Here is a 26,493-nt window from a genome sequence, read left to right as displayed (position 1 = left end):
TTGCGTATCCCTACTTGTCACTTTGTATCAACGGCGAAATTATAGCAAAATTAAATTAAATTTATGCTAAAAATTCCGGTGTTGCCAACTCCACCTTTTTGCCCTTTTGCTCCATAACTATAACAGTGATCTCTTCACCCTCGCGGTAGCGTTCAGAAAGATTATTGACATGCTCCTTTGCAACCTTTGAGATATGAAGCAGTGCATCAAATCCATCCGGCATTTCTACAAAAAGACCAAAATCCACTACCTTTTTTACTTTGCCCCTGTAGCTTTCTCCCACTTTATATTCTATTTGCTTTCTTGCAGGAGCAGAAGCAATGGTTTCAATATGCGCTTTGGCCGCTTTTACTTTTTCTTTATCTTCTCCTGAAACTTTGACTCCGCCCGCATCGCGATCCAAGTCAACTGTAACTTCAAACCTTTCAATAATTTCCCGTATTGTAGCTCCCGCTTTGCCTATAATATCTACTATTTTGCCCGGATGAACACTAAACTGCTCAACGCTTGGGAGCGCACCGCTTGATATGATGTGCTGTTCAGCTTCTTCCATCAGCCCAATTATATGATTTTTGCCTTTGGATGCCTGCTTGAGTGCCGTTTTGAGGACATCCAGATCAATGCCCCCCAGCTTGATATCCATTTGAAGGGCCGTAATCCCTTTTTTGGTTCCGGCTACTTTAAAATCCATATCGCCGTCATGATCTTCAAGCCCCATAATATCTGAAAGCACGGCATATCTGCTCTCCTCTCTTACAAGCCCCATAGCAATGCCTGCCACCAGATCAACCATCTCTACCTTTGCTCCTCTTAATGCCAAGCTTCCTCCGCAAATTGTCGCCATGGACGAAGAGCCATTACTCTCCAAAATTTCTGAAACAAGACGAATTGTTCCATCGTAATGCATATCAACGGCCGGCTCCAATGCTCTTTTTCCAAGATTTCCATGACCCAATTCTCTTCTTCCCGGAGCTCCGATCGGTTTAGTTTCACCTACGCAAAAGCCCGGAAAATTGTAATGCACCATAAAGTTTTCTAACTGGCTTGTTTTATCTGTGATAAGTTCATACATCTGCGCATCTTTTTTGTCACCCAACGTTGCGGTCACTAACGCCTGCGTTTGTCCGCGCGTAAAAAGACACGAACCGTGCACAGAAGGCAGAATATTCGTTTCAATGCTTATGGCTCTAATTTCGTCCAAAGTCCGCCCGTCTGCCCTTATATTTTTGTCGAGAATCATTGATCTCACAACACTTCTTTTGTAACGCTCAAGCACTTTTGAAACAAGTTCTTTGTCTGCTTCTTTCCCTGCCTCTTCGAGTGCCTCTAAAATAGTTGAACGAACTTTTTTGAGTTCAGTAGAGCGTTCACTTTTTGCCATATGCGAAATGGCTTTTTCTATCTCTTGGGCATAGTTTTTTTCGATGTAGCCATAAAGCTCGTCATTAATTTTTTCTTCACTGAGCGGAAGATCTAAAGGTTGCTTGACAAATGGCCTAAAAGCTTCCATATAAGTTTTTGATGCTTGCGCTATGTGCTCACTGGCAAGAGCAATCACTTCCACCAATGCCTCTTCATTAAGTTCATTGCAGTGCTGCACTTGATCTTTTTTGGAGGGCAAAGTTCTCATCTCTATCATCAGGACATCTTTGCCGGAGCCGACCACAAGAAGATCGAGCACCGTTTTTGTCTGTTGGCCTAATGCAGGATTGATTACTATTGTTTCCTCCACTTTGCCCACCCTTACCGCTGCAATACTTTGACTAACCGGAACATCCGAGACCAAAAGTGCCGCATTGGCTGCATGCAGTGCGGCTATTTGCATATCCACTTCAGAATCACTGCTTACCACCATGACGGTTATCGTAACCGGATAGTGAAAGCCATCAGGGAACAAAGGGCGCAGAGAACGATCAACGATACGTGAAGTCAATGTTTCAAAATCTCCCGGTTTGGTTTCTCTTTTGATAAATCCTCCTGGAATTTTTGCTGCAGCGTATGACTTTTCCAAATACTGAACCGTAAGCGGCAAAAAATCTTCCTCTCCGCTTTTCTCATCAATCGCAACCGCAGCGATCAATACGGCTTTGCCCTGTCTATACATTACAGCGCCGCTGGCTTGTTTTGCTACCTTGTCAAACTCATACTTTTCTTCAAGATAATTCATTTCCAGATCTACAATTTTTTCGTTATTCATATGTTCTTATATCCTTTTTAATTTTTCCATCCCGCGCCACTAATTTTTCGTAGGATTTTACTGTTTTAGAAATTTCCTCAAAGCTAGATTTTTCAAACACTTTAAAGTAATATTCTATTGAAATATAATCTTGTATTTTGCAAGGGCAAAATACACCATCACACACAGAAAGCAAATTTTGATAAACTGTTTTATCTAACACCGGTGCCGCAATATAGATATTTTTTGCCTCTTGCGCGATCACTGATTTGAGTGCAACCATCATCGTAAGTCCTGTTTCAATACATTCATCAACCAGTACCACATACTTGTCTTTCAAAGAAATCAGCCCTGCGCCTTGACGATACTTATATATATAACCTAATACCTCTTCTTCGTATTTACGTTTTGCTTCGCTGTATACATAGTCTTCATTGATCTCAAAAGCTTCAATCAATGCTCTGTGCATAACCACTTCTTCTGTTTCCGAAACCATAGCGATAGCTATTTCAGGATTGTTGGATGCCAAAATAGGCGCTGTAAGCAATATATCCATTGGGGCATGAGCAGCTTTTGCTATCTGGTCGGCAAAATAAACACCCCCCTCGCTCACGCTAATAATCACCGCTTCATTTTTTTGCAAAATCTCAAGCGGAAGCGTTTCGATGAGTTTTTCGGCTGCATCTTGGCGGTCTTCAAAATGATAACTAAACCCTAAATCGCTGAACATAATCCGCCCCCGGGTACTGTCTGTTGATTTCGTTTTCATCAAAAGTATAACGAAACTCTTCTATATACTTCATCAAAAGTTTATAAGCATAATTAATTTCTTCCATTTTTTGAGCCTCGCCGCCCAAGTCCGGATGATGTTTTTTGGCAAGAAAACGATACTGTTTTTTGATATCCTCTTTAGTAATAAATGCGGGCAATTCTAAAATTTCCAAAGCTCTGTTGAGCTCTTTGGCCGGTCCATGCATTACTTTAACCTTTCCTTTTCCAATTCCCCTGATCCAATACCGCCAAACGGCTTGAAGTTAAATTGAACATAAAATATATTATCTTTAGTGTATCCTGTCGGTCTTGGCGTAACTTCCTCTCCTATAAATGTAGCAACATTCCAGCAATCCCTATTATAGCTGGCTCCGGCCCTCCACTGTGTATTGGAAGCATTGTCTATATTGTAGGTGATTCCTCCGTTCACTGCCACTCTTTTATTTATATCATATCTAAAATCAAAATTAATATCATTTGCCACAGCAATATCAATAATATCATCAGGCAGTTTTTGTCTAAAAGAGTGTCCAATGCTCAAATGGTATTCATCTTCAGCCATCAAAATGAGGCTCGAAGATTCTCGTATTTTATTAAATTCATAAGAATAGACTATATCATTATAAAATTGCCAATTCTTCCAATTGTACTGCATCTCATTGGATATGTCTGCAAACTTGTATTCACGGTTGGTATAATATTTTTGAGACAGACGCTGAAAAAAAATAAGCTTCATTTGTGCATCATAAAAATATTGGCCTAAGCTCAAATCATAGTATTCCTCAGGCAAGTCCGCTTCAAAAAGCATCTTTTGTGCTTCAGTAAGCCACTCAAAATAGGTAGGATCTTGATGCTCGTTTCCTGGCTTGACATAACCAAAAGAAGGCTGCAAGACATGAATAAAATCTGTATAGGATTTCGTTAAATCACTAAAAAATTTTACTTTATGTGTATTGCTGTAATATTCAAATTTATCATATTCATAACTTCCGTTGCCAAAAAAGAATTTACTGTAATAGAACTCTTCACTTAAAGAAAGATTGACAAATCCATCGAAAAAAGAATTGGTCCACTCTAAAGGCATTTTGGTCTCTGCCTGTTTCAGCGTCACCCCTTCTTTTCTATAAAAATGGTTAATATGCGCATCGACGCTATAGGTAAGATTATTCCATACGAAATGATTTAAATATTTATGCCATTGCAAAGAAGGAAGTACTTGTAAGGTATTTGCATTGCTTTCATTTCGGGTGTCTATAAAATATTTTCCGTTAATACCCGCATAGTGGTCATCATTATATAAAAAATAATTCAAACGCGATTCCTGCAGCGGCAAAAGACCAAAATGCTCCAGATGTGTCTTTTGCAGGTTCAAATAATCTATATCATTCAAATAAGTCGCATTCACATACAGGCCGTCTTTGAGCCCTTGCGGCAAACTCGAATCAAAAAAACTGCTGGAGTCATAAAGGAATTCTGCACCATAATGCTCTAACTGATTTTCATCATTATCTCTAAAATAACCTGTCCTTAATTGCCCAAAAGAGTTGTTGCTGTCTGCAAATCTTAACGTGCCGTAAATTCCCTTGCTGCGATTGGTTCGCATTTGAGGGTTAATCTCAAAATCCATACTGGAAGAAATAGCCCAAAAAATAGGCTGCTCGTAGACAAATCCTTCTTCAGATGAATAGCCAAAAAGAGGAAAAAGCAATCCCGAACTGCGCTCTTTGTGGGTCGAAAAACCCAAATAAGGCGAATAAAAAACAGGAATATCCCATAGATAGACTTTTGCGTCATATATCTTCATGTATTTGGCCTCACTGTCATACAAAGAGCGAGAAAAAACCATTTTCCATACAGGGTCATTCATGTCACAGCTAGAAAATATACTTTGGCCCAAAGTATAATTTCCTTCTTTTTTGCTTGCTTTGTCTGCATATAGCCATATATCATTTTCCGTGACAAAAAAAAGTGTTTGAAAATGAACTTCTTTGGTATCTGTTTGAATTTCAAGATGATTGGTTTGCGTCTTGGTGCCCTCGTATCCTATCATTTCCACTTGCCCGTCAAGGATAAGTTTTTTTGTTTGTTTATCATAAAATGCGCTGGATGCTTTGATTACAGAGTCTTCATAGTACACAATAACCTCGTCTATGGCCCTCACTGTCGTTTTGGATGACTGCAAATGCTTTGCAATAACCTCTATTTTACCTTTTTTCTCTTCTGCACAGATACTTTGTGACCCAAAAAATACAGTCAGAAAAAAAAGAAAAAGAAGTCTAGGCATCAATCACTACACAGTTTGAAAATTTGTCATGAAAGGTTTGCCTCAACGGCGTAAAAAATGCCAACATAAACCCGACATAAAAAAAAAGTTCGCTAGGCACCCTCAATAATGCACGCAAAAATGCCTTCACAAAAGAGGGAATCTGTTCCGTTTGATAATCAATGACTTTTATTTTTACTACATATTTACCCAGTGTCATGCCGCTTTGCCATACCAAAACAGTATGATAAAGTATTTTGATAACAAAAAAAACTAAAATATTTTCCTGAACAAAAACATTCATTGCCTCTGCTGTTGATTGATCAAGGGCGGAAACTCCTGACATAAGCATTATCATCTGATCATAAAAAATCACTACAAAGAAGATCGAAACAACAATATCATCTATGACAAATGCTACAGTTCGTTTCGGTATGGTTGCAATCTGAAAAGAAAAAGAGCTAGACATTATCCGGCAGCCTAAAGTGCTTGATAAGCGATATCACTACGGCACTGCTTGCCTGCAAAGTGCACCTGACCCACCAGCATATAAGCGCGTCTTTGTGCTTCTTTAATGCTTTTGCCGACTCCTACACACACAAGAACTCTACCGCCGGTTGCATAAAGCTTTCCATCTTCTCCGCGGCTTACTCCCGCGTAAGAAATGTGTGCGTTTTCTTTTAGCTCTTCATGGTGAATCTCATCTACAATAATCTCAGCGGGGTCAGAATTTTTATACGGATAATCTTTGCTTGCCATCACGACACCTACTGCATACTTGTCATGAAATTCGATTTTTGCATTTTTCAAATCACCTGTGGCTGCCTTATAAAAAAGTTCACTTGCAGGCGATTTAAGCAATGGCATCAACTCTTCACACTCAGGATCACCAAAACGTACGTTATACTCCAGGATAATCGGATCACCCTTCACCACCATGACACCAATAAAAAGAACTCCCGTAAAAGGCATTCCTTCTTCTTCCATTCCTTTTAGTGTAGGTTTAATCACGCGCTCATCTAATTTTTTATAGATAGTTTCATTGACCAATGGCGTCGGTGCATAGGCACCCATCCCGCCCGTATTAGGTCCCTTGTCTTCATTGAGCAATCTTTTATGATCTTGCGCAGCCGGAAGCACCACATAGTCTTTCCCATCGCATATGGCAAAAACAGAAAGTTCGTATCCGTCAAGAAATTCCTCTATGACAATAGCTGTTCCCGCATCGCCAAATGCATTGCCGCTGAGCATTTCACCGGCCGCTTTTTTGGCTTCATCGTGACTTTGGGCAATAATTACGCCTTTGCCGCCGCAAAGACCATCGGCCTTGACGACAATAGGCGCATCAAGAGTGTTGATGAAGGTATAAGCCTCCTCCAAAGAATCCGTTTGAATATATTTTGCAGTGGGAATATTGTGTCGCGCCAAGAAATTTTTCATAAAAATCTTGGACCCTTCCAGCTGTGCCGCTTGCGCAGTGGGTCCAAATATTGTTAATCCTCTTGCTTTAAATATGTCTACAATGCCTTCCACCAACGGTGATTCCGGACCAACAATAGTTAGCGTTACCTCTCGTGCTTCTGCAAAATCAGCCAAAGCATTAAAATCACTTATGGCCAGATTCTCTCCCAATGCGTCTGTTGCTCCATTTCCTGGCGCAAAATAGATCTTCTCTACATTTTTATCTTTTTTAAGTGCCAAACCGATAGAGTATTCTCTACCTCCAGAACCTATGATTAATATATTCATCTATTTCTCCAAAAAAGGTGTATTGTAATTATCTCATTGTCTCAAACTTGAAGTAACTGATATGTTTGTTGCCAAGAGGTTTCATCAAAATTCAGTACAGACAACTCTCTGTTTCAATTTTCAAGAAAATCCTTGTATGAGCAAACAAATATGACTTATTAGCCCCCGGGTAGGCGTTCTGCTTCAAGTCGGCCCTAATTAGCCAACGATGCGGGAGAGAGCATCTCTTTAGGGGACAATTTCTCGCAGGCTTTAAGCCGTGCTCAAACGAAACCATCCGCACACCGATCTGCTACGTATCCCACCAAACATATATGTTGGACCCCAAATACAGTTGTCGCACCACCCAGGTTATTTAATTATAACCTATTTGGAGTTAGAGGCAGGTTTAATGTTATGATTTTGCAATTCTTTTGCTTTTTTAATGCAGGCATCTATCAAGGGTTCCTCTGCAACCGCACACTTCGCATTCTCAGGTAAATGCTTAAGCGTAGCCTCTCCTATCACCACTGCGGTATAGCCTGGATTCCATTCAAAACTTTTTAAAAAGCATGCCACCGAGGAAGGGGAGGTAAAAATAATGATCGCATCTTGAGGGGGTGCTTTTTCTTTATCGTATTTTACACAAGAGGTTTCATAGATAATTTGTTCTTCTAAAATTATCCTTTTTTTTTCCAAGAAACTCTTGCTGTCAAACGAAATCTCTTTTGGTCTGAGATAAAGAAGTTTTCTTTCCTTAAAAAAAGCGGCAATATCCAAAGCAAGCACTTCGCCGTAAAAATTTTTTGGCTCATAAATTACCTCTCCTCCCAATTGCCTTATCTGCTTTGCTGTAGCCGGACCAATAGCTATACAGGGATACTCTTTCCATCTTTTGTCTATCATGTCCGCAGACACAACGGCCTGCTTTGAAGTAAACACCAAAGTGTCACACTCATCAAAATCAATTTTTTGGGCAACCAATGAAAATGCAATCACAGGCAAAGCATTTACCCCTTCTTTGACGGAGGGAGAGAGAAGATAAATAGGTCTCATGATTGCTTTAACTCCATAAAAGGCCTGCCGTACAACAAAGCCTTATTAACCTCTTCATCATCATAAGGATCAAAATGAGGGGTAATTACCCATTTTTTTTTCGAATCAAGTGCCATAATTTTTTCTTCTACCTGATCTGCGATACGATGAGCTTCAAGCAATAGCATATTGGGCCGGAGCACCATGTGAAACTCTACAAAATTAGTACTGCCGTCCGTACGGGTCCTCAACCAATGGTAGCCGTTTATCTCGGAATGTTTTGAAAGTATTTCTTCTATTTTGATCAATGTATCGTTTTCAAGTGCACGGTCCAGCAAAATACCTATGCCTTCAACGATAATCTCATACGCCGAATAAATAATGTACAAACCTATTCCCAAACCAAACAATGCATCCGCACCGTCAAAACCTGTCATATAGACTATACCCAACGCAAGAAGCACTGCTGCGTTGCTCCAAAGATCTGTTTTGTAATGCAGTGCATCTGCTTTAATAACCACACTGCCGGTTTGCTCAGCCACTCTTAACAAATACTGCACCAAAAAATAGGTGGCCAGGATAGAAAAAACCATTGCGGCTATCGAAGGCATCAACAAAACAGTAGTTGTCTGATACATCATTTTTTTAATTGCTTCATAGATTATGTAAAGCCCCGACACAGTAATGAGTGTGCCTTCTATGACTGCTGCAATAGCCTGTACTTTTCCTTTTCCGTACTGGTACTCTCCATTGGGATGTTCTTCTGATTTTTTAATTGCAAAAAAATTAAAAAGCGAAACTGCCGTATCCAAAAGAGAATCTATAGCCGATGCCAAAACAGCCACGGAACCGCTGACAATTCCTATGGCTAACTTCACCGCTACCAAAACAATTGCCACACTGCTTGATATAACAGTTGCACGTTTTTGGGGTGACATCATTTTTTTCAAAAAAATTCCTTGATAAATTGGTTTTGCGTATGGTAAAAATTTTAGCTGAAAAACAAAAGAAAGACAATGCTGTCTTACATATTTTTAAGACAGCAAAAGAATCGACTACAGTGCTTTGCTTGCCAAATGGGCAATCCTTTGGGCAAATGCGGCTTTATCTTTGGGCTCCAATCCTTCTGAAAGTTTTGCGCTGTCAAGCAAGATCCATACTGCATCCGCAAAAAGACTTTCATCATGAAGCACATCAAGCTTTTTGATCATTTCATGTTCAGGGTTGATCTCCAAAACAAGCGGTATCTCCGGCATCTTTTGTCCCATTTGTGCAAACATATGCGCCATGCCTGCCATAGGATCACTACTGTCTTTTACAACACAAGAAGGGCTTGAAGTCAACCGGGCCGAGATCTTAACCTCCTTGACTTCATCACCCAAAACCGCTTTGATTTTGTCTGTAAGCGTTTTATATTCTTTGGAGATCTCTTCCTTCTCTTCTTGGCTTTTACTGTCCGGTGCTTCTATCGTGGTAACGTCTTTAAGGCTCCACTCTTTATAGCTGCCTATCATTGGTGTTACGATACTGTCGACTTCCTCATCATCCATTACAAGCACTTCAATATTTGCTTTTTTATACGCCTCAAGCAATGGAGAATTTCTCAGCACTTTCTCATCTTTGCCTATGATATAGTAGATCTCTTTTTTTTCGGAATCTCCACGAGAAATATACTCATCCAAGCCAGTAAGCCCCTCTTGATTTGAACTTTTGTATCGTACAATTTCTAACAATGTTTCTTTGTTGGTATAGTCTGTAAAAATACCTTCTTTGATGACCCTATTGTACTGTTCGGTAAATATTTTAACATCTTCTTCACTCAATTTTTTAATTTCTGAGAGAATTTTTTTAACCGAACTTTGTCTAATATTAGCCAAAATTCTATTTTCTTGCAGTATTTCGCGTGAGACGTTAAGCGGCAAATCTTCGCTGTCTATAATGCCTCTTACAAAACGCAAATACGCAGGCAACAGCTCCTTGTCATCATCTGTGATAAATACACGCTTCACATAAAGCTTTACGCCGGGCTGATAATCTGCCCTGTACAAATCAAAAGGAGCTGTTTTGGGGATGTAAAAAAGTGTGGTAAACTCTTGGGCGCCCTCTACTTTATTGTGCATATAGGTAAGCGGTTCGGCATCCCCGTGTGAAATTGTTTTATAAAACTCTATATAATCTTCTTTTTTGAGCTCGGATTTGGAGAGTGTCCAAAGTGCGGACGCGGCATTGATCTGTTCAGATTTTTTTACTTTTTTGATCTTTTTTTCCTCGCCCTCGCCTACTGTCTCTTCTTCAGAAAAATTAAGCATGATGGGATAAGCAATGTGATTGGAGTACTTTTTGACGACCTCTTTCACCCTCCACTTATCCAAGAATTCTTTCTCATCCTCTTTAAGCGTAATATAAATAATGGTGCCTTGAGACTCTTTGGTAACAGGAACGATCTCAAACTCTCCCGTTCCGTCGGTAGTAAACTTATAGGCTTGTTCTTCACCTGCTTTTTTAGTAATCACATCTACCTTTTGGGCAACCATAAAAACAGAATAAAATCCTACTCCAAATTGACCGATAAGATTGGAATCTTTTTTTGCATCACCTGTAAGAGACTCTATAAAAGATTTGGTACCTGATTTTGCGATAGTTCCAAGATGGCTGATGAGATCTGCTTCATTCATTCCTATCCCGTTATCGCCTATCGTTAGCGATCCGTCTTCTTTGTCCAATCCTATAAAAATTTGGCCTTTCCATTCTTCATTTTTATATTTCTCGTCTGTTAAAGAGAGATAATTAAACTTATCCAATGCATCGCTTGCGTTTGACACAAGCTCTCGTATAAAGATTTCTTTGTTTGAATATAAAGAATGTGTCATAAGTTTTAAAAGTTGGCCGATTTCGGTTTGAAATTGATGTTTTGCCATAAAATATCCTTTCATAGTCACTATTTTTGTGCGATTATAGTATAAAAAATAAATTATTTCAAGTGTTCTTACAATATAGATTAAATATTCTTTAGCCACAAAGACTCAAGTTGTATTTTACTGTACTTAAAAAATATATGTTATACTGCATCTATGAAATATTTATATCTAATCAGACATGCCAAATCCGAAAGAGACAGCAAGCGTGCAAATGATTTTGACAGAGGTTTAAGCCAGAGAGGCAAAAAAGCTATTTTAAAAATGGCACATGCGCTAAAAGCGAAAAAAGTAATGCCTGATCTTATATTTTCCAGCTCGGCGAAACGAACTAAAATGACCGCCAAAGGTCTTGCAAGAGAAATAGGATACAAAAAGAAAATTATTTATCTGGACGATCTTTATCTTGCCGGCCCCAAAACCATGCTTCAGATTGTTCAGAAAATCAGAAAAAAACATCAAAATGTTTTTATTATCGCCCACAATCCGGGAATTACTGACTTTGCAAACAAAATGGCAGCAGATAAAACCATCGAAAACATCCCGACGCTAGGAGTTGCAGCGCTTGCACTTCCTGTTCTAAAATGGCAAGAGTGTCAATACAGTATTGCCCGATTGCATTTTTTTATCTATCCAAAAAATATATAACAACAACCGACTTGTTTATATTTTTTGTAGATTTAAAATTACTGGGTAGATTGGAATTTCTGCGATAAATCTCTGCCGCCATGCCAAAACAGGGCGACAAAAAGGCCAAACTATTCCCATTCTATGGTTGCAGGAGGCTTAGAACTTATGTCATAAACGACACGGTTTATGCCGTCTATTTCATTTATAATACGTCGGCTTATTCCTTCAAGCACATCATGAGGTACATGGGCAAAAGTGGCGGTCATGCCATCCACTGATTCAACCATACGAACACAAACAGTGTTGTCATAGGTTCTGTTGTCACCCATAACTCCGACGGACTTCACATTAAGCAATACGGTAAAAGCCTGCCATACTTTGTCGTAATATCCGGTAGCCTTTAGCTCTTCTTGCATGATGGCGTCTGATTCCCTAAGCAGTCTAAGCGCTTCTTCGTTCACCTCTCCCATTACGCGGATGGCCAGTCCGGGTCCGGGAAAAGGATGCCTTCCTATCATCTCTTTAGGGAGTCCCAACTCCAATCCAAGCTTTCTTACTTCATCTTTAAATATCTCTCTTAGCGGCTCTACCAATTCAAATGTCATCCAGTCAGGAAGTCCGCCCACATTGTGGTGCGATTTGATGGTTTTTGAGGGCCCTTTGACGGAAACAGACTCGATCACATCTGTATAGAGCGTTCCTTGAGCCAAAAATGAAACATCGGTATGTTTTTTTGCCTCTTGATCAAAAACCTCTATAAAGGTCTCTCCGATCACTTTGCGCTTGGTTTCAGGATCACTAATGCCTGCCAGTTTTTTCATAAAAATCTCTTTGGCATCAATACTAATCAGAGGAATATCGAGCATCTTAAACATATTTTGCACTTGCACCGCTTCATCTTTACGAAGCAGCCCTTGGTCTACAAATACACAGATAAGCTGCTCTTTAGGCAAAGCTTCATGCAGCATCGCAGCAACCACCGAGCTGTCTACGCCCCCGCTTACGCCGCAAAGTACTTTTTTATTCCCGACTTGCGCTTTGATCTGCACAATCTTTTCTTTGGCAAAGCCTCCCATATTCCATGTGCTTTCACATCCGCAGATATGCTTAGCAAAATTTTTAAGCATTTTCACGCCTTCTGCGGAATGATGCACTTCGGGGTGAAACTGGAATGCATAAATCTTTTTATCCTCATTGGCAATTGCTGCAAAAGGTGAATTCTCGCTTGTGCCGACTACCCTGAATGACTCAGGGATGCACTCAGCCTTGTCACCGTGGCTCATCCAAACAACCGAGTCATGGTTGACCTCTTTAAAAATAGGGGAATTCCCCTCTATGTGCAACTTGGCTTTTCCATACTCATGATGGTCTGCGGCCACCACTTCTCCCCCAAAATGCTGCGTAATAAGCTGCATGCCGTAACAAATGCCCAAAATCGGCAACCCCAATTCCCAAATGCCATCATCGGGCTTATAGGCATCCTCTGCATAAACAGAAGCCGGGCCTCCGGAAAGAATAATTCCTTTAGGTTTGCGCGTCTTAATGTCATGAATGCTTTCACGATAAGGTACGACTTCAGTATATATACCGCTCTCTCTAAGTTTTCTGGCAATAAGCTGAGTATACTGGGATCCAAAATCCAAAACAACTATAGGCACTTCTTTCATCTTCTCTCCTTCTATTTGTATAGTTAAATTTTTCGAAAAAACTTAACTATACAAATATTTTTTCTTCTGCTCCTTTGACGAAGAAACAGAAGAAAGTAAAAATCTTAATGCAGCCCCAATACTTGAAATTGCAAATACCATACGGCCAATGAAACAAAATAGCCTACAAGTACCGTCCATGCATATTTCATGTGAGAAGAAAAAGTATAAATTCCATGCAGTTTGCCCATAACACCTACGCCTGCGGCACTTCCAAACGAAATCAGCGATCCTCCTACCCCTGCGGTCATGGTTACAAGCATCCACTGCGCATGTGAATCTGCGCCCATATCAGGATTAGCCTTGAGTACCGCTGACATCACAGGTACGTTATCGACAACAGCCGAAAGAAATCCTACACCGATATTTACCGCGGTTGCACCAAACTGACTATAGAGTGCCGTAAAATACTCCAAGAAGCCTAAAAAGTGAAGCCCACCGACTGCAGCTAAAATCCCGAAGAAAAAGAGCAGTGTATCGTTCTCAATTTTAGCAATAAAAGAGAAAACATTGACTCGAGGACAAGCGGTACCGTCACTCTCATACCTTACTTCTCTATTCATTCCGTAGGTATAAAGTTTCAAAATCGCCAACCCAAACATCATACCCCACATTGCCGGCAAATGAAGCACTTGATGAGAGATAACCGCAGAGGCTATAGTCAAAGCAAAAAGCCCTATAATCATTTTTCCGCCATAGGCAATATGTACCTCTTTTTCTCCTTTGACAAAAGGAGGATTGTCCTCTGGAACAAAACGAACCAAAAGAAAAGCTGTTACATACCATCCCAAAAATGCAGCAGGAAAAAGATAAAGAAAATCAATAAATTGTCCTTTTCCGTCAACCCATACCATCAGCGTTGTAATATCACCAAACGGACTCCACGCGCCTCCCGCATTGGCAGCCACGACAATATTGATCGCCGCAGGCACAAGAAAAGCTTTTGTCTCTTTGTCAATAGTGATCAACACCGTTGAAAGGATCAGTGCCGTTGTAAGATTGTCCGCCACAGGAGAGATAAAAAATGCCAAAAGACCTGTGATCCAAAAAAGCCTTTGATAGCTGTGCCCTTTTGAGACAAGTCTGTACCGAAGCGCGGTAAACACATTCCTGTCAATCATAGCTTCAATATACGTCATCGCAACATACAAAAAGAAAAAGATGCCCGCTATTTCATAAATGAGCAGCTCTATTTCGTGATGCAGATGTTTACCGTCCAAACCATTAGCCGCATAATAGATACCGATCAGTATAAAAATAAAGGTTCCTGCAAACAATGCCGGTTTTGCCTTATTTATATGATATTTATCTTCAGTGGCAATAAAATAATATCCCACCACAAATATGATCAACGAGGCGATCCCTACCCAACTCGTCGTTAAATTCAAATCATGCATTTTAATCCTTATAATTCAATATAGTGTGAGCCAAGTGACTCTTTGCGTGCCAAAGCTGCCTCGACTATCGCGGATGCCGTGTTAAGACGCAACTTCAGCAGCCTGCCTATCTCTTTATTTTTCATGTCATAGATAAGATTTTTTGCCTCATGCAATCCTTTGGATGTGCGAATAATACCTATATCATTCCACATAACCTGTCGCAAACGATGCTTGTACATCTTGTCGTTTTCTTTGTGCAGAATATTACCGTAATCTTTATCAAATTTAGGTGTTTTGCCCTCTTTCTGGCTTTTACCCAAAAGGTGCGCGGTTGCTCTTTTGGCAAAAACAACCCCTTCAAGCAAAGAGTTGGATGCCAAACGGTTAGCTCCATGCACCCCTGTTCTGGCAGCCTCTCCTATCACATACAATCCTTCCACTCCTTCTATGCAGCCATTGGTGTCACTTTTAATGCCTCCGTTGGCATAATGAAAAGCCGGAGAAATCGGAACCCTATCTTGAGGAAAACGATACCCCAATGCACCAAAAGTACGCGTAATATTGGGAAATCGCTCTCTAAACCATGACTCTTCAAACATTGAAAAATCTAAATATGCCTCTTGTCCTGTTCGGCGCCTATAGTCAAAAATACCCCTCGCGACAATATCTCTGCCCGCCAGCTCTCCACGCTCATCATACTCAAACAAAAAACGTTTTCCTTCTTGATCTACCACATGCGCGCCCTCACCTCTAAGCGCTTCGGTAAGAAGCAGTTTTCTGGCAAAAGGCGTTTTGACAAATACGGTAGGATGAAACTGCATAAATTCCATATCGGCCAATTCTATACCTTTTTCTACGCAGATACCGTGAATATCCGCACTGACGGTACGAGAATTGGTATTGTAGGCATACAGCGATCCAATCCCGCCCGATGCAATAATGACATCATCCGCATAAATAGTGGTAGGTTCATAATTGACTGTTGCTTTGACGCCGTAACATCTTCCATTTTCAATAAGCAGATCATAGACCAATGTATTTTTTTGCAAATGATGCATATTTTGCACCATCATAAAATAGTGCATATATCGTCCCGTCGCATCTCCTCCAGCATGAATGATCCGCGCTACGGAATGTGCCGCTTCTTTAGTGTAAAGAATGTTGCCTTGCTCATCCTTGTCAAACTCCATACCTCTTTGGATAATATCTGCCGTAGTCTCAAGCGAGGTGCGGGAAAGGATTTCAACCGCCTCCTTGTTATTGTGATAGGAACCTGCAGCCATAGTATCTTCTACATGCAAAGCAATATCGGCTTCGTTAAGCGCTGTAACCATCCCTCCCTGCGCATAAAATGTATTGCACTCCCACGGAATATCTTTGCAGACTACTAACACTTTTTTGCTTTTGGGCAATTGCAATGCAGCATACAGCCCTGCGATCCCTGCACCAATGATCAGTACATCATATTTGTCCATCCTGTTATCCTTTTGTTTGCAGGGTATTGTTTTGATCGGGCACGTAGGCCGGGTCTGTTTTGTATCCGCAACCCGCCATTATCATACAGCAAACAAATGCTATAATGCATTTATGAAAAAAGCGCATGTTATTTTGTCTCATCTTACGTGTCAACCTCAATTTAGATTCTTAAAAAAACAGGCTTGCTATAACAAATTTGTTAAGCTTTTGGGCTCAAGATACCAAAATGCTATTGCATTTGTCTATGTCAAAAATGAAACACTTTTTGTGGCCACAACTCATCCTGCATTTAAAATGGAACTCAATTATAATAGAGATTTATTAAAAAGCGTATTAACACAGTTGCGCACCTATGATGCCGAATGTGCCTTTATGCAGGCACAAGAAATTATTGTATTTCACAGCAGGTACTATCCTGCCGAAGAAAGCAAACCGCTTATTTCAACCATCCCGTATTATCAGGAACGCTCGACATCCTGCTTTGAGATTCAAACGCAAGATCAGACGCTCAAAGAGAAATTTGAACACATTAAAGAGCTTATACAGTGCAATCGACAATAAAAAATCTTCCTATTCTGGCGGGTGTTTACCAGTATTTCGATGCTGCAGGCAAACTGCTGTATGTAGGAAAAGCAAAGAACCTCAAAAACAGAGTGAAAAGCTATTGGCGTTTTGTTCCGGATTTTACACCAAATCCTACGCTTTCCACACGAATTATCAAAATGCTGCATGAAGCATACAGTCTAGAATACATCATCGTGGAAACCGAAGAGGATGCGCTTATTCTTGAAAACTCTCTCATCAAACAGCTCAAACCAAAGTACAATATTCTTTTAAGAGACGACAAGACCTATCCTTATATCTATTTGGACGAATCCCTGGAGTATCCGCGTTTTGAAATCACACGAAAAATTGTCAAAGGGAAAAAAATTACCTATTACGGACCTTTTCCAAGCGGAGGAAAAGCGTTATTTGATGCACTCTATGAGGTCTATCCTTTGATACAAAAAAAGTCATGCCTCAAAGGAGGCAGAGCGTGTTTGTTTTACCAGATCAAAAAATGCCTTGCACCCTGTGAGGGCAAAATATCGCCCAAAGAATATGCCCGGATCATAGAAGAAGCAAAAATCTCCATACACAAACGAAACAGGCTTATCCTGGCACTCGAAAAAAAAATGGCGCAATTTGCTTTGCAGGAACGCTTTGAAGAGGCGGCAAAAATGCGCGATATGGTCAAATCGATTGCTGCTCTTGCTCCTGTATCCAATGTTGATCTCGCCAACTCTCTTGATGCGGATATTTTTGCGATACAAAACGGTGAGGAGCGAGGCGTCATTGTCAAACTTTTTATGCGCGGAGGAAAAATTATCTCTTCGTCTTATTCTTATTTTAGACATACGCATATCTTTGATGCCAATGAAGCGTACAAGCAGGCACTTCTTGAATTTTACCCTCCTGATGTGCCCCGAGTATGCAAAACTATTCTTACTGCACATACTTTTGAAGACAGCGAACAGGTAGCTCATGCGCTCTCGATGCGATTTGATAAAAAAATAAAGATTCTTTGCCCCAAGCGCGGCCCAAAAGTCAAACTTATTGCATTGGCGATGCAAAATTGCGATGAGTTGTTGCGCAAACAAGACAACCACGCTATCATCGAACAAAAAATTGCAGATCTTTTTGACCTGAATACCATTCCGTACCGGATAGAAACATTTGATAACTCCCACATGATGGGTACAGCTGTCGTGGGCGGCATGGTTGTTTGGAACGAAAACCATTGGGACAAAAAAGCTTATAGGCGCTACGAACTGCACGAACGCGATGAATACGGACAAATGAGAGAATTGCTCTCAAGACGAATTGCCGATTTTGCAAAAAATCCTCCTCCTGATCTGTGGATACTTGATGGAGGACAAGCCAACCTCAATCTTGCCATACAGCTTCTTAAGCAAACGAAAATCAATCTTGATGTCATTGCCATTGCCAAAGAAAAACTTGACGCCAAAGCACACCGCGCCAAAGGCGCCGCAAAAGATCTTATCTATACGCCGCAAGGAGTGATAGAACTTCAAAGTTCAGACAAGCGCCTCCATTGGATCCAAAGACAAAGAGATGAAGCGCATCGCTATGCCGCTGCCTATCACCAAAACAAAAAAAGGAAAGAAGACGTCCAAATTTCCCTGCTCAATCAAAAAGGAGTAGGCAAAGCCACACTCAAAAAACTTATCGATTATTTTGGCACATTTGAAGCTATCCAAAATGCTTCTTTGGAAGAGCTAGAAAATGTAGCCGGTAAAAACATTGCATTAATTATAAGAAACTGTAATTCTTAAAAAGCTGTAATTTAATAATTAATTATTATACCAATAGGTTACGAATTTCATATTTTTTACTAAAAATCTTTTTGTTTCATTATGCTTTTAGTTTATTTGTTATATTGTTTTGATAATTAGGTTTTAAACTAGGCGCATTGCGGCTCAACAAATACCACCAAAACAAAATATCTAAGAGGGAGGGAAAAGATGAACACATTTATTCCCATAGATGAAGAATATACGTTTGAATCGGGTTTAATTGTAAGTTCTACCAATCCAGAAGGCATTATTACACATGCCAATCGAAAATTTTGTGAAATTGCCGGCTACACAAAAGATGAGCTTAAAGGACAAAACCATAATATCATCCGGCATCAGGATATGCCAAAGGCTGCCTTTCGAAACATGTGGGATACAATCAAACAAGGAAAAGAGTGGAGCGGAGTTGTCAAAAATCTTCGCAAAGACGGCAGGTACTATTGGGTGTATTCACATATTATTCCCATTGTAACAGACGGGAACATTACGGGATATACGGCAGCAAGAAGACCTGCAACCGCAAATGAAGTCATAGAATCAACACTGCTTTACAAAGAGTTGCTCGAAAAAGAAAAAAATCAAAAGGAGTTCTTCGCATAATGTATTATATAACCAACCAAGATGATCATATCATTGCTGCTGATAACAATTTATTGCTTTTGCTGAACATTAAAGATTTAGTTGAACTTTGTACTAAAATCATACATGAAGAAATTACTTTTTTATACCTCTCGGATAACAATGTTGTCATACAAACCCCTTACAGCGAAGATAGCTACACTTACCAAAAAACCGAGCTTACAAGCTTGCTAGGCAAGCTTACCCTGTTTGAAGTCAAAATGCTTGCAGATGAGATTTTTGTTCCTGAAAAAACATGTGAGACAGAGATAAAGGAACACGAATCGCCCAAATCCGACGAGACCAATCCGTTCACGATCGCAGAATCTGATGACATTTTCAATATCGACGGCTTCAACAGCGATAATCTTATCTCCGCCGAAGAGTCCGTCGATCAAGAGTTGTCTGTGCTGCCCAAGAATAATGAGGATCAGCTGCTGCTTCTGGAGGATGACTCTATCCATAGGGAGCTTCCGCAAAAAGCATCTCTTCAGGAAAAAGAAAAAAATGACGATCTTTTCGATCTTATCCTTCCGGGCGAAGCAGACGAACATATCTCTGAAATTCAAACAGAAAAACAGCAAAAATTCATTGCCCGGGCAGACAGCGTCTCTGCGATTAAAATCAACGTAGCGCAGCTGAGTAAAAAAATCGGGATTTCCATTGAAGATTACAATATTTTCTTAAATGAATACATCGATACAGCGCTCATGCTTGAAGATGATCTTCAGGCTGCTGACCTTAACAAACAAAAAAATGCCGTTGACACACTTTTGCATCTTTCTAACGTATTGGGATTGCCCGCAGCAGTAGATATACTTACACAAATCGACAAAGCAAAAGAGAGCGATAAAAAACCCCTCATAGAATCTTTTTATACGGTATTATCCAGATTGACAACGTACACACAATCAGAAGAAGATCGCAATGAATTTACTATCAGCCCGACAATTGAAACCGATACACAACTCAAACTTGAACCTCTGCCCGAAGAAAGTTTTGGAACCATCAACCTTAAAGATGTCAAACCTATTCATTTTGATTTTCAATTAGAGCAAACAGCGAATGACTTGAATTTGCCCGTAGAACTCATCGACGAATTTGTACATGATTTTATCGAGCAGGCACATACGGAAACACAGAAAATGCTGAGGGCATACGAAAAAGGCGATCTGCCTACTATACAAAAAATCGGGCATCTTCTTAAAGGAGTTTCAAGCAATTTGCGTATCGACCCGCTTGCAAACACTCTCTATGATATACAATTCTGTGAAGACAGCCGTCGTCTTGAAGATCTAATTAAGCGGTATTGGGGACATTTTTTATCTTTTGAAACCCAAATAAATCTCACGTCAAGATAAAGGAAATATCCAATGACTATACGTAGTAAACTTAAATTGGCCGGATTGGTGCCGGTCGCACTGCTTATTCTGCTTGCAAGTTCTTTTTTCATCACATCCTATTTGAACTTTGAAAAGGCCAATGCATTAAAAAACACATTGAAAAACAATGCCAAACTTGCAGAAACACTCTCCCATGTTGGCAAAGAACGCGGATTATCTGCACTTTATATAGGAAGCGGACAAAAAGAATTTTCCAATTTGCTAAAAAACCAGCGAGAAGCTCTGGACCTATCCATTGAAACATTAAAAAGAGATCTTATTACTGAAAATACAAATTATTTTCCCATGATTGTAAAATTTTTTGATAAAGAAAAACCACTAGATCAATTACGATACCAAGCACTTTTTTCAAGTATTGCAAATGTTTCCGATATCAGAAAAGAGGTTGACAGCCCCGATGCGGATTTTCAAAAAATCTTTTTTGATATGTTTACGGCAAAAGTTGCCACACCTATTTTGGACAGCCTTTTACAAATCAACCAATATGCGCTAAATACAGAGATAGCCTCCCTTATCACAACACTTACTCAGCTTTATACAGCCAAAGAAAATGCGGGACAGGAGAGAGGTTTTGTGTCACATTATATGACAAAAAAATCTCCCATGTCTTTTGAAGAGATGGCTTTATGGGATCAATTTAAAACCAAGGCCAATCTCTTTGATATCAAACAAGTTACAGACGGCGATTTACGCTATCAGCTAGAGGAACTATTTAATACTCCGCAAGCCAAAGAGATGCTTACAAGTCTAGCCGAAACATCTTCTGCAATTCAAACCGATGTGGATAACGGAGAATACGCAGAAGAAGTCATGAACTGGTTTTCGCTACAAACACAAAAAATTACACTTCTTGCCAAGGCAGAACTTATCGTTTCCAATAAATTATGGGAAAAAAGTGAAATTTTTCTTCGGCAACAACTTCTGCTGCTTGCTATTGCTACGGCAATTTTATTCTTTGGTTTTATTTTGGCATATATCGGATACACGATAGCTAGAGACATCACAAGAAACATTAAAGAACTTGAAGACATACTCAACAAGGCTGTAGATGAGATGAAACAAGGCGGTCAATACCTCAGCTCTGATACTGCTGCCATTGAAAATATCGAGTTGGATACCCACGAAGGAACCAAAGAAGCCTACAAGTTCCTAGAAACACTCGTTGACACTGCCAAACAAGATAAGCTTATTGCACTCCAGGCCAATGAAGCAAAATCACTTTTTTTGGCAAATATGTCTCATGAAATTCGTACTCCCCTTAATGGTATCGTAGGATTTACAGAGATTCTAAGAGGTACTGAACTTACTCCGGAACAAGAGGAGTTTTTATCAATCATTGACAAAAGCTCTGAAAACTTATTAAGCATTATCAACAATATTCTTGATCTTTCAAAAATAGAAAGCAATAAAATTGAAATAGAAAATATCGTATTTGATGCTGCTGAAGAGTTTGAAAGCGCCATAGAAACCTATGCCGTAGGGGCTTCAGAAAAGAATATTGATCTTAATTTTTACATGGATCCTGCAATTTCTCCCAAACTCAAAGGCGATCCGACCAAAATCAAAGAAATTATTATCAATTTGCTCAGCAATGCCATCAAATTTACAAGTCATGGAGGCGAAATCAATCTTGAAATAAGAAAAATACAATCAAATAATGAAACAAGCGATATTGAATTTAGCATTCAGGATAATGGTATCGGCATGACAAAAGACCAGCAGCTTCACATCTTTGATGCTTTTTCTCAAGCAGATATTTCTGTCACCAGAAAATACGGAGGAACAGGACTCGGACTTACTATTTCCAGTCGGCTTGTTGAACTTATGGGAGGCAGACTCGAACTCGAAAGTGCAAAAGATCATGGTACAAGATTCTATTTTACTTTACCCATGGAAGAGGTCGCATCAACAGATTTAAGCTCTCAGCATACATTTGACAATATCACCATCTGTAAATATCAACAAGATGTTCCGACAAAACTCGACAGTTATCTAGAAGAGTATTTCAAATACTTTGGTCCGACAGTCAAATATTTTAAATCTGAAGAGGAGCTCAAAGAGCTTAGTGGCCTTCAAATATGTAAAAACTGCTGGATTGATATTGAAAAAGCAAAACAAAATATTGTGGATGCATTGAGAAATATTGATAAATCCAAACTTATTATTATTGCGAACATCACAAGCCGCAACAAGCTAGAATCACTAGGCATTGCCAAAGAGAATGTGATCTATAAACCCGTTACGATTTCAAAACTGAAGGCCGCATTAAATAAAAATACAGAAAGAGCAACTGAAGCCATCAAAGAAGAAGCACTGCTTGAGACAAAATTTGATGCACATATATTGGTAACCGAAGACAACGTCATTAATCAAAAACTCATAAAAAGGGTTCTTGAAGATCATGGCATCATCGTTGATTTAGCCAACAATGGCCTTGAAGCATTTGAAAAACGAAGAAATAAACAATATGATCTTCTTTTTATGGACATTCAAATGCCTGTTATGGACGGCATAGAGGCAACCCGTGAAATTTTAGACTACGAAGAAGATGAGAAGATCTCCCATGTACCAATCGTTGCACTTACGGCAAATGCGCTCAAGGGCGACAGAGAAAAATTTATGAACGAAGGGATGGATGAGTACATCACAAAACCTATTGAAACAAGTGAACTACTCTTTATTCTGAATAAATTTTTATCCCACAAAGCAACAAAAACAATGATAGACAAATCAGCCCAAAAAACGCAAAACGCAAAAGAAGAGGAGTATGAAGATACGACTATTGCGCCGGACCGGGACGGCAGTGTTCTTATTAAAGAAGAAAGCAATAAGCCAAAAATGATCCTCATCGCGAAAAAATTTCTTTTAGAGGGTAGAATTCTTGCAAAGATGATTGAAAATCTAGGGTATGCCTATAGGACTCTAGGTGATTTCGATCAACTTGAAAGCGAACTCTCATCGGGCAAATATGATCTTCTGTTTGCAGATGACACTCCTATTGCCAAACAAATGACTGTATCGCATCCAAATATACACACCATCATAACAACCGTAACCAAAGAAGAAATAGAAAATTTAATCAAAAAACATAGAGGATAATAAAAATGGCCCTTAAAGTATTAATCGTTGATGATGATTTCATCAACAGAAAACTGTTGCAGACTCTTTTAAGAAAGCATCCTAATGTCACAGACATTCTAGAGGCAGAAAACGGGTCTGAGGCCTTAGACAGAATTGAGAACAATTCAGATATTGATCTTATTTTGCTGGATATGGTAATGCCCATACTAGACGGGATAGAGTTTTTAAAAATATTTAGATCAGATATGGCAAATGCACATATTCCTGTTATTGTACTTTCAACCGATGATACGAAAAAAACTGAAGCATTCAATAGCGGATCAAATGACTTTTTAACAAAACCCATAAAAGAAGAGAAGCTCTTTGAAAAAATTGCACAATGGTCTTAAAGACCATTAAAAATCCTTAGCGCACTCCACCCCATTCAAGGGTTCTCTTTTTTATTCCATAATTATATAAAAACCTCTTGCAGCACATCTTCTATATTGGAAACACCGATAATGTGGATATGCTCTTTCACTTCAGCCGGAACATCTTCCAAGTCTCTTTCATAATTTTTAGCAGGTATTAATGCTGTTGTTACTCCGGCTTTATAGGCTGCTATAAGCTTTTCTTTGAGTCCGCCGATAGGCAATACTTTCCCCGTTAAAGTCACTTCACCCGTCATGGCCACTTTATTGTTTATTTTTTTTCCACTCAAAATGGAAGCGATGACGCTCACCATGGCAATTCCCGCGCTTGGCCCGTCTTTGGGCGTTGCACCTTCAGGGACATGGACATGAAGATCATAACGTTTGTAAACTTCACTTGCATCTACTTTTAATTGTTCTTCCTTTTCCCTAAAAGTAAGCGGAATTACTCCTTGAGAAATTCCCAGTTTTCCTTCATCTATAAGAATTTTTACTACAGAGTGTGCTATGCGCGCGGACTCCTTCATGACTTCCCCTAGGCTCCCGGTAAGCTGCAGGGCACCTTTCCCTTTGATCTTAATGGCCTCTATGGTCAACACATCCCCGCCTACGGCAGTCCATGCCAAACCATTGACAACTCCCACTTGAGGCCGGCTGTCCACCAAAGAGATTTCAAAAACTTTCTTCTCTGCAAATTTTTTCAAATTCTTTCTTGTGATGTTAACCTGTTCAATACTTCTGTCTTCCAAGAGAGTACGTGCTGATTTACGCATCAATCCGGCTATTTTTCTCCGCAAATTTCTTACGCCGGCTTCTCTTGTGTACTCATCTATAAGAATTTTTAATGCTTTATCGCTTATAAAGAATTCTCTGCGTTTAAGCGCATGCTTTTTAAGCTCTTGAGGAATCAAATAGCGTTTGGCAATTTCAAATTTCTCTTTTGGCGTATAAGAGTTTAAGGCTATAAACTCCATCCTGTCGCGCAAAGGAGCAGGAATATTTCCAACATCATTGGCCGTCGCAATAAATATGGCTTTGCTTAGATCGATATTGAAATTGAGATAATAATCCCGGTATTTGCTGTTTTGTTCAGGATCAAGTATTTCAAGCAAGACCGCCGTAGGGTCGCCTCTCATGCTTCGCCCCACTTTGTCTATCTCGTCAAGAACAATTACAGGATCCATGCTTTTTGCTTCTATAAGCCCTTGCACAAGTCTTCCCGGCATAGCACCCACATAGGTTCTCCGGTGTCCTCTAAGCTCATTGACATCTTCAAGCCCGCCCAGCGCTATGCGCACAAGCGGCCTTCCTAGCGCTGTAGCTATCGAATTTGCCAAAGAGGTTTTACCTACTCCCGGAGGTCCCGCAAAACAAAGTATGGCTCCGTTCGCATCTTGTTGTTTAACACCCCGAAGCATTGCCAGTTCTCTTACGGAAAAAAACTCTACAATACGCTCTTTTGGTTTTTCTAAAGAATAATGATCCTTGTCCAATTCCTTAGAAACTTCCGCAACACTTAAACTTTTTTTTGTCATACGGCCAAAAGGCAACTCCAACACCCACTCAAGGTAGCTTTGCAATACATTGGCATCAGCACTTTCAGGATGCATACGTGCAAAACGCTCCAGCTGCTTACTGATCTCTTTATAAGCGCTCTCATCCAGATGCGGCTTAAGGGCTTCCACTTTTTCTCTAAATCGTGCAATTTCCTCTTCTCTTTGTGTATCCGCTCCCAGCTCACGCTGTATCTCTTTGAGCTGTTCTTTAAGAAAGTACTCTTTATTGGTTTGCTCTATCTTGGTGTGCACTTTGGACCTGATCTCTCGCTGCACTTTGGCGGATTCAATCTCTGAGGTGACCACATCGATAAGCCCCAACAGTCTTTTTTCAATATTTGCCTCTATGTAAAGCGCATATGCCGTCTCTTTGTCCAACTTCAGCATCGAAGAAACCAAATCCGCAATACGATTTGGCTCATCATTTTCTTCAATCGTACGTACAAGATCTGCCGGGAAACGGCTGCTTAAAGTTGATGCCTGCTTGACCTTATCCCGCAAAATATCCATCAGTGCATCTACTTTGAGTTTCTCATACTCCTCTTGCTTAACAATATCAATAACCGCACGATTAAACGGGCCCTCTATCTCTTTAAGAATGGCGCCCCTTGCGAGTCCTTGAAAAAGTATCTTGACTCTTCCGTCAGGGATATGAACTTTTCGCATAATAGAGCCGACAACACCCACTTTATACATCGCCTCAAAATCCCTATTGCCCTCTTTGCCGGCAATAGAAGAGGTAACAAAAAGTAAAGAATTGTTTTCCATTGCATCATCTGCCGCATCGATATCTTTTTGATGGGTCAAAAAAATGGGGCTTATCATAAAAGGATATAAAAAAAGCTCATCCTCTACAACGATAGGCAGAGTGGCTGGAAATGCGTCGTAATTGCTAAGTTGCATACTATGGCTCCTGCGTGTAAGTATATTTTTTGCTAAAAAACAGCTATATCATATAAAAATTTAATATGTCAGCATTCCTGATTTTC

The 26,493-nt window shown here is 39.9% G+C and carries 20 protein-coding genes; 7 read left to right on the top strand and 13 right to left on the bottom strand.

Features of this window, described 5'->3' with window-relative positions; all coding sequences use genetic code 11:
• Window positions 1-61 precede the first annotated feature (61 nt).
• The 9 genes from CFH81_09210 to CFH81_09170 form a co-directional block, all read right to left on the bottom strand.
• On the bottom strand, window positions 62-2,197 hold the full coding sequence (locus tag CFH81_09210; GenBank protein ID DAB40361.1) for a polyribonucleotide nucleotidyltransferase: 2,136 nt from the start codon (window positions 2,195-2,197) through the stop codon (window positions 62-64).
• Entirely contained in the window at window positions 2,190-2,906 is a 717-nt protein-coding gene (locus CFH81_09205; protein DAB40360.1) for a hypothetical protein, read from the bottom strand. Before CFH81_09205 ends, CFH81_09210 begins: the two co-directional genes overlap by 8 nt.
• The gene (locus tag CFH81_09200; protein DAB40359.1) at window positions 2,884-3,153 is read right to left on the bottom strand and encodes a heat-shock protein; all 270 of its coding nucleotides are present in this window, start codon (window positions 3,151-3,153) and stop codon (window positions 2,884-2,886) included. Before CFH81_09200 ends, CFH81_09205 begins: the two co-directional genes overlap by 23 nt.
• Window positions 3,153-5,231 carry an organic solvent tolerance protein gene (locus CFH81_09195; GenBank protein ID DAB40358.1) on the bottom strand — a complete coding sequence of 693 codons (2,079 nt, stop codon included), beginning with the start codon at window positions 5,229-5,231 and terminating at the stop codon, window positions 3,153-3,155. The genes CFH81_09200 and CFH81_09195 overlap by 1 nt, the downstream gene beginning before the upstream one ends.
• Complete coding sequence (locus CFH81_09190; protein ID DAB40357.1) at window positions 5,224-5,679, bottom strand: RDD family protein; 456 nt, start codon at window positions 5,677-5,679, stop codon at window positions 5,224-5,226. Before CFH81_09190 ends, CFH81_09195 begins: the two co-directional genes overlap by 8 nt.
• Before the next feature lie 11 nt (window positions 5,680-5,690).
• A complete protein-coding gene (locus tag CFH81_09185) occupies window positions 5,691-6,959 on the bottom strand; it encodes a phosphoribosylamine--glycine ligase (GenBank protein ID DAB40356.1) in 1,269 nt (422 codons plus the stop codon).
• 366 nt (window positions 6,960-7,325) lie between these two features.
• Window positions 7,326-7,994 (bottom strand): uroporphyrinogen-III synthase, encoded by a 669-nt coding sequence (locus tag CFH81_09180; GenBank protein DAB40355.1) that lies wholly within the window; start codon window positions 7,992-7,994, stop codon window positions 7,326-7,328.
• Window positions 7,991-8,911, bottom strand: coding sequence for a cation-efflux pump (locus tag CFH81_09175; GenBank protein DAB40471.1), 921 nt, complete (start codon window positions 8,909-8,911; stop codon window positions 7,991-7,993). Before CFH81_09175 ends, CFH81_09180 begins: the two co-directional genes overlap by 4 nt.
• Window positions 8,912-9,028: 117 nt before the next feature.
• Window positions 9,029-10,891 (bottom strand): molecular chaperone HtpG, encoded by a 1,863-nt coding sequence (locus CFH81_09170; protein ID DAB40354.1) that lies wholly within the window; start codon window positions 10,889-10,891, stop codon window positions 9,029-9,031.
• A gap of 153 nt (window positions 10,892-11,044) precedes the next feature.
• On the opposite strand from CFH81_09170, the gene CFH81_09165 reads away from it, so the two are divergent.
• A complete protein-coding gene (locus CFH81_09165; protein ID DAB40353.1) occupies window positions 11,045-11,536 on the top strand; it encodes a phosphohistidine phosphatase in 492 nt (163 codons plus the stop codon).
• Between the two features lie 110 nt (window positions 11,537-11,646).
• Here CFH81_09165 and CFH81_09160 read toward each other — a convergent pair whose 3' ends face one another.
• The 3 genes from CFH81_09160 to nadB form a co-directional block, all read right to left on the bottom strand.
• Complete coding sequence (locus CFH81_09160; protein DAB40352.1) at window positions 11,647-13,185, bottom strand: glutamine-hydrolyzing GMP synthase; 1,539 nt, start codon at window positions 13,183-13,185, stop codon at window positions 11,647-11,649.
• A gap of 104 nt (window positions 13,186-13,289) precedes the next feature.
• Window positions 13,290-14,621 carry a sodium:proton antiporter gene (locus CFH81_09155; protein ID DAB40351.1) on the bottom strand — a complete coding sequence of 444 codons (1,332 nt, stop codon included), beginning with the start codon at window positions 14,619-14,621 and terminating at the stop codon, window positions 13,290-13,292.
• Between the two features lie 8 nt (window positions 14,622-14,629).
• On the bottom strand, window positions 14,630-16,078 hold the full coding sequence (gene nadB / locus CFH81_09150) for an L-aspartate oxidase (GenBank protein DAB40350.1): 1,449 nt from the start codon (window positions 16,076-16,078) through the stop codon (window positions 14,630-14,632).
• 112 nt (window positions 16,079-16,190) lie between these two features.
• Here nadB and CFH81_09145 point away from each other — a divergent pair, with 112 nt between their 5' ends.
• The 6 genes from CFH81_09145 to CFH81_09120 all read left to right on the top strand — a co-directional run bounded on the left by CFH81_09145 (window position 16,191) and on the right by CFH81_09120 (window position 23,927).
• Complete coding sequence (locus tag CFH81_09145) at window positions 16,191-16,640, top strand: hypothetical protein (protein DAB40470.1); 450 nt, start codon at window positions 16,191-16,193, stop codon at window positions 16,638-16,640.
• On the top strand, window positions 16,625-18,415 hold the full coding sequence (locus CFH81_09140) for an excinuclease ABC subunit C (GenBank protein DAB40349.1): 1,791 nt from the start codon (window positions 16,625-16,627) through the stop codon (window positions 18,413-18,415). The genes CFH81_09145 and CFH81_09140 overlap by 16 nt, the downstream gene beginning before the upstream one ends.
• Before the next feature lie 189 nt (window positions 18,416-18,604).
• A complete protein-coding gene (locus CFH81_09135; protein DAB40348.1) occupies window positions 18,605-19,036 on the top strand; it encodes an aerotaxis receptor Aer in 432 nt (143 codons plus the stop codon).
• Window positions 19,036-20,415 (top strand): hypothetical protein, encoded by a 1,380-nt coding sequence (locus tag CFH81_09130; GenBank protein ID DAB40347.1) that lies wholly within the window; start codon window positions 19,036-19,038, stop codon window positions 20,413-20,415. Before CFH81_09135 ends, CFH81_09130 begins: the two co-directional genes overlap by 1 nt.
• A 12-nt stretch (window positions 20,416-20,427) precedes the next feature.
• Complete coding sequence (locus tag CFH81_09125; GenBank protein ID DAB40346.1) at window positions 20,428-23,556, top strand: hybrid sensor histidine kinase/response regulator; 3,129 nt, start codon at window positions 20,428-20,430, stop codon at window positions 23,554-23,556.
• Window positions 23,557-23,561: 5 nt separating this feature from the next.
• Window positions 23,562-23,927, top strand: coding sequence for a response regulator (locus CFH81_09120; GenBank protein ID DAB40345.1), 366 nt, complete (start codon window positions 23,562-23,564; stop codon window positions 23,925-23,927).
• Between the two features lie 62 nt (window positions 23,928-23,989).
• On the opposite strand, the gene lon is transcribed toward CFH81_09120, so the two are convergent.
• Window positions 23,990-26,407 (bottom strand): endopeptidase La, encoded by a 2,418-nt coding sequence (gene lon, locus CFH81_09115; GenBank protein ID DAB40344.1) that lies wholly within the window; start codon window positions 26,405-26,407, stop codon window positions 23,990-23,992.
• Window positions 26,408-26,493 lie beyond the last annotated feature (86 nt).

Origin of the sequence: Sulfurovum sp. UBA12169 (assembly GCA_002742845.1) — a bacterium.
Taxonomy (GTDB): domain Bacteria; phylum Campylobacterota; class Campylobacteria; order Campylobacterales; family Sulfurovaceae; genus Sulfurovum.
This window is presented reverse-complemented; position numbering and strand designations above follow the sequence as displayed.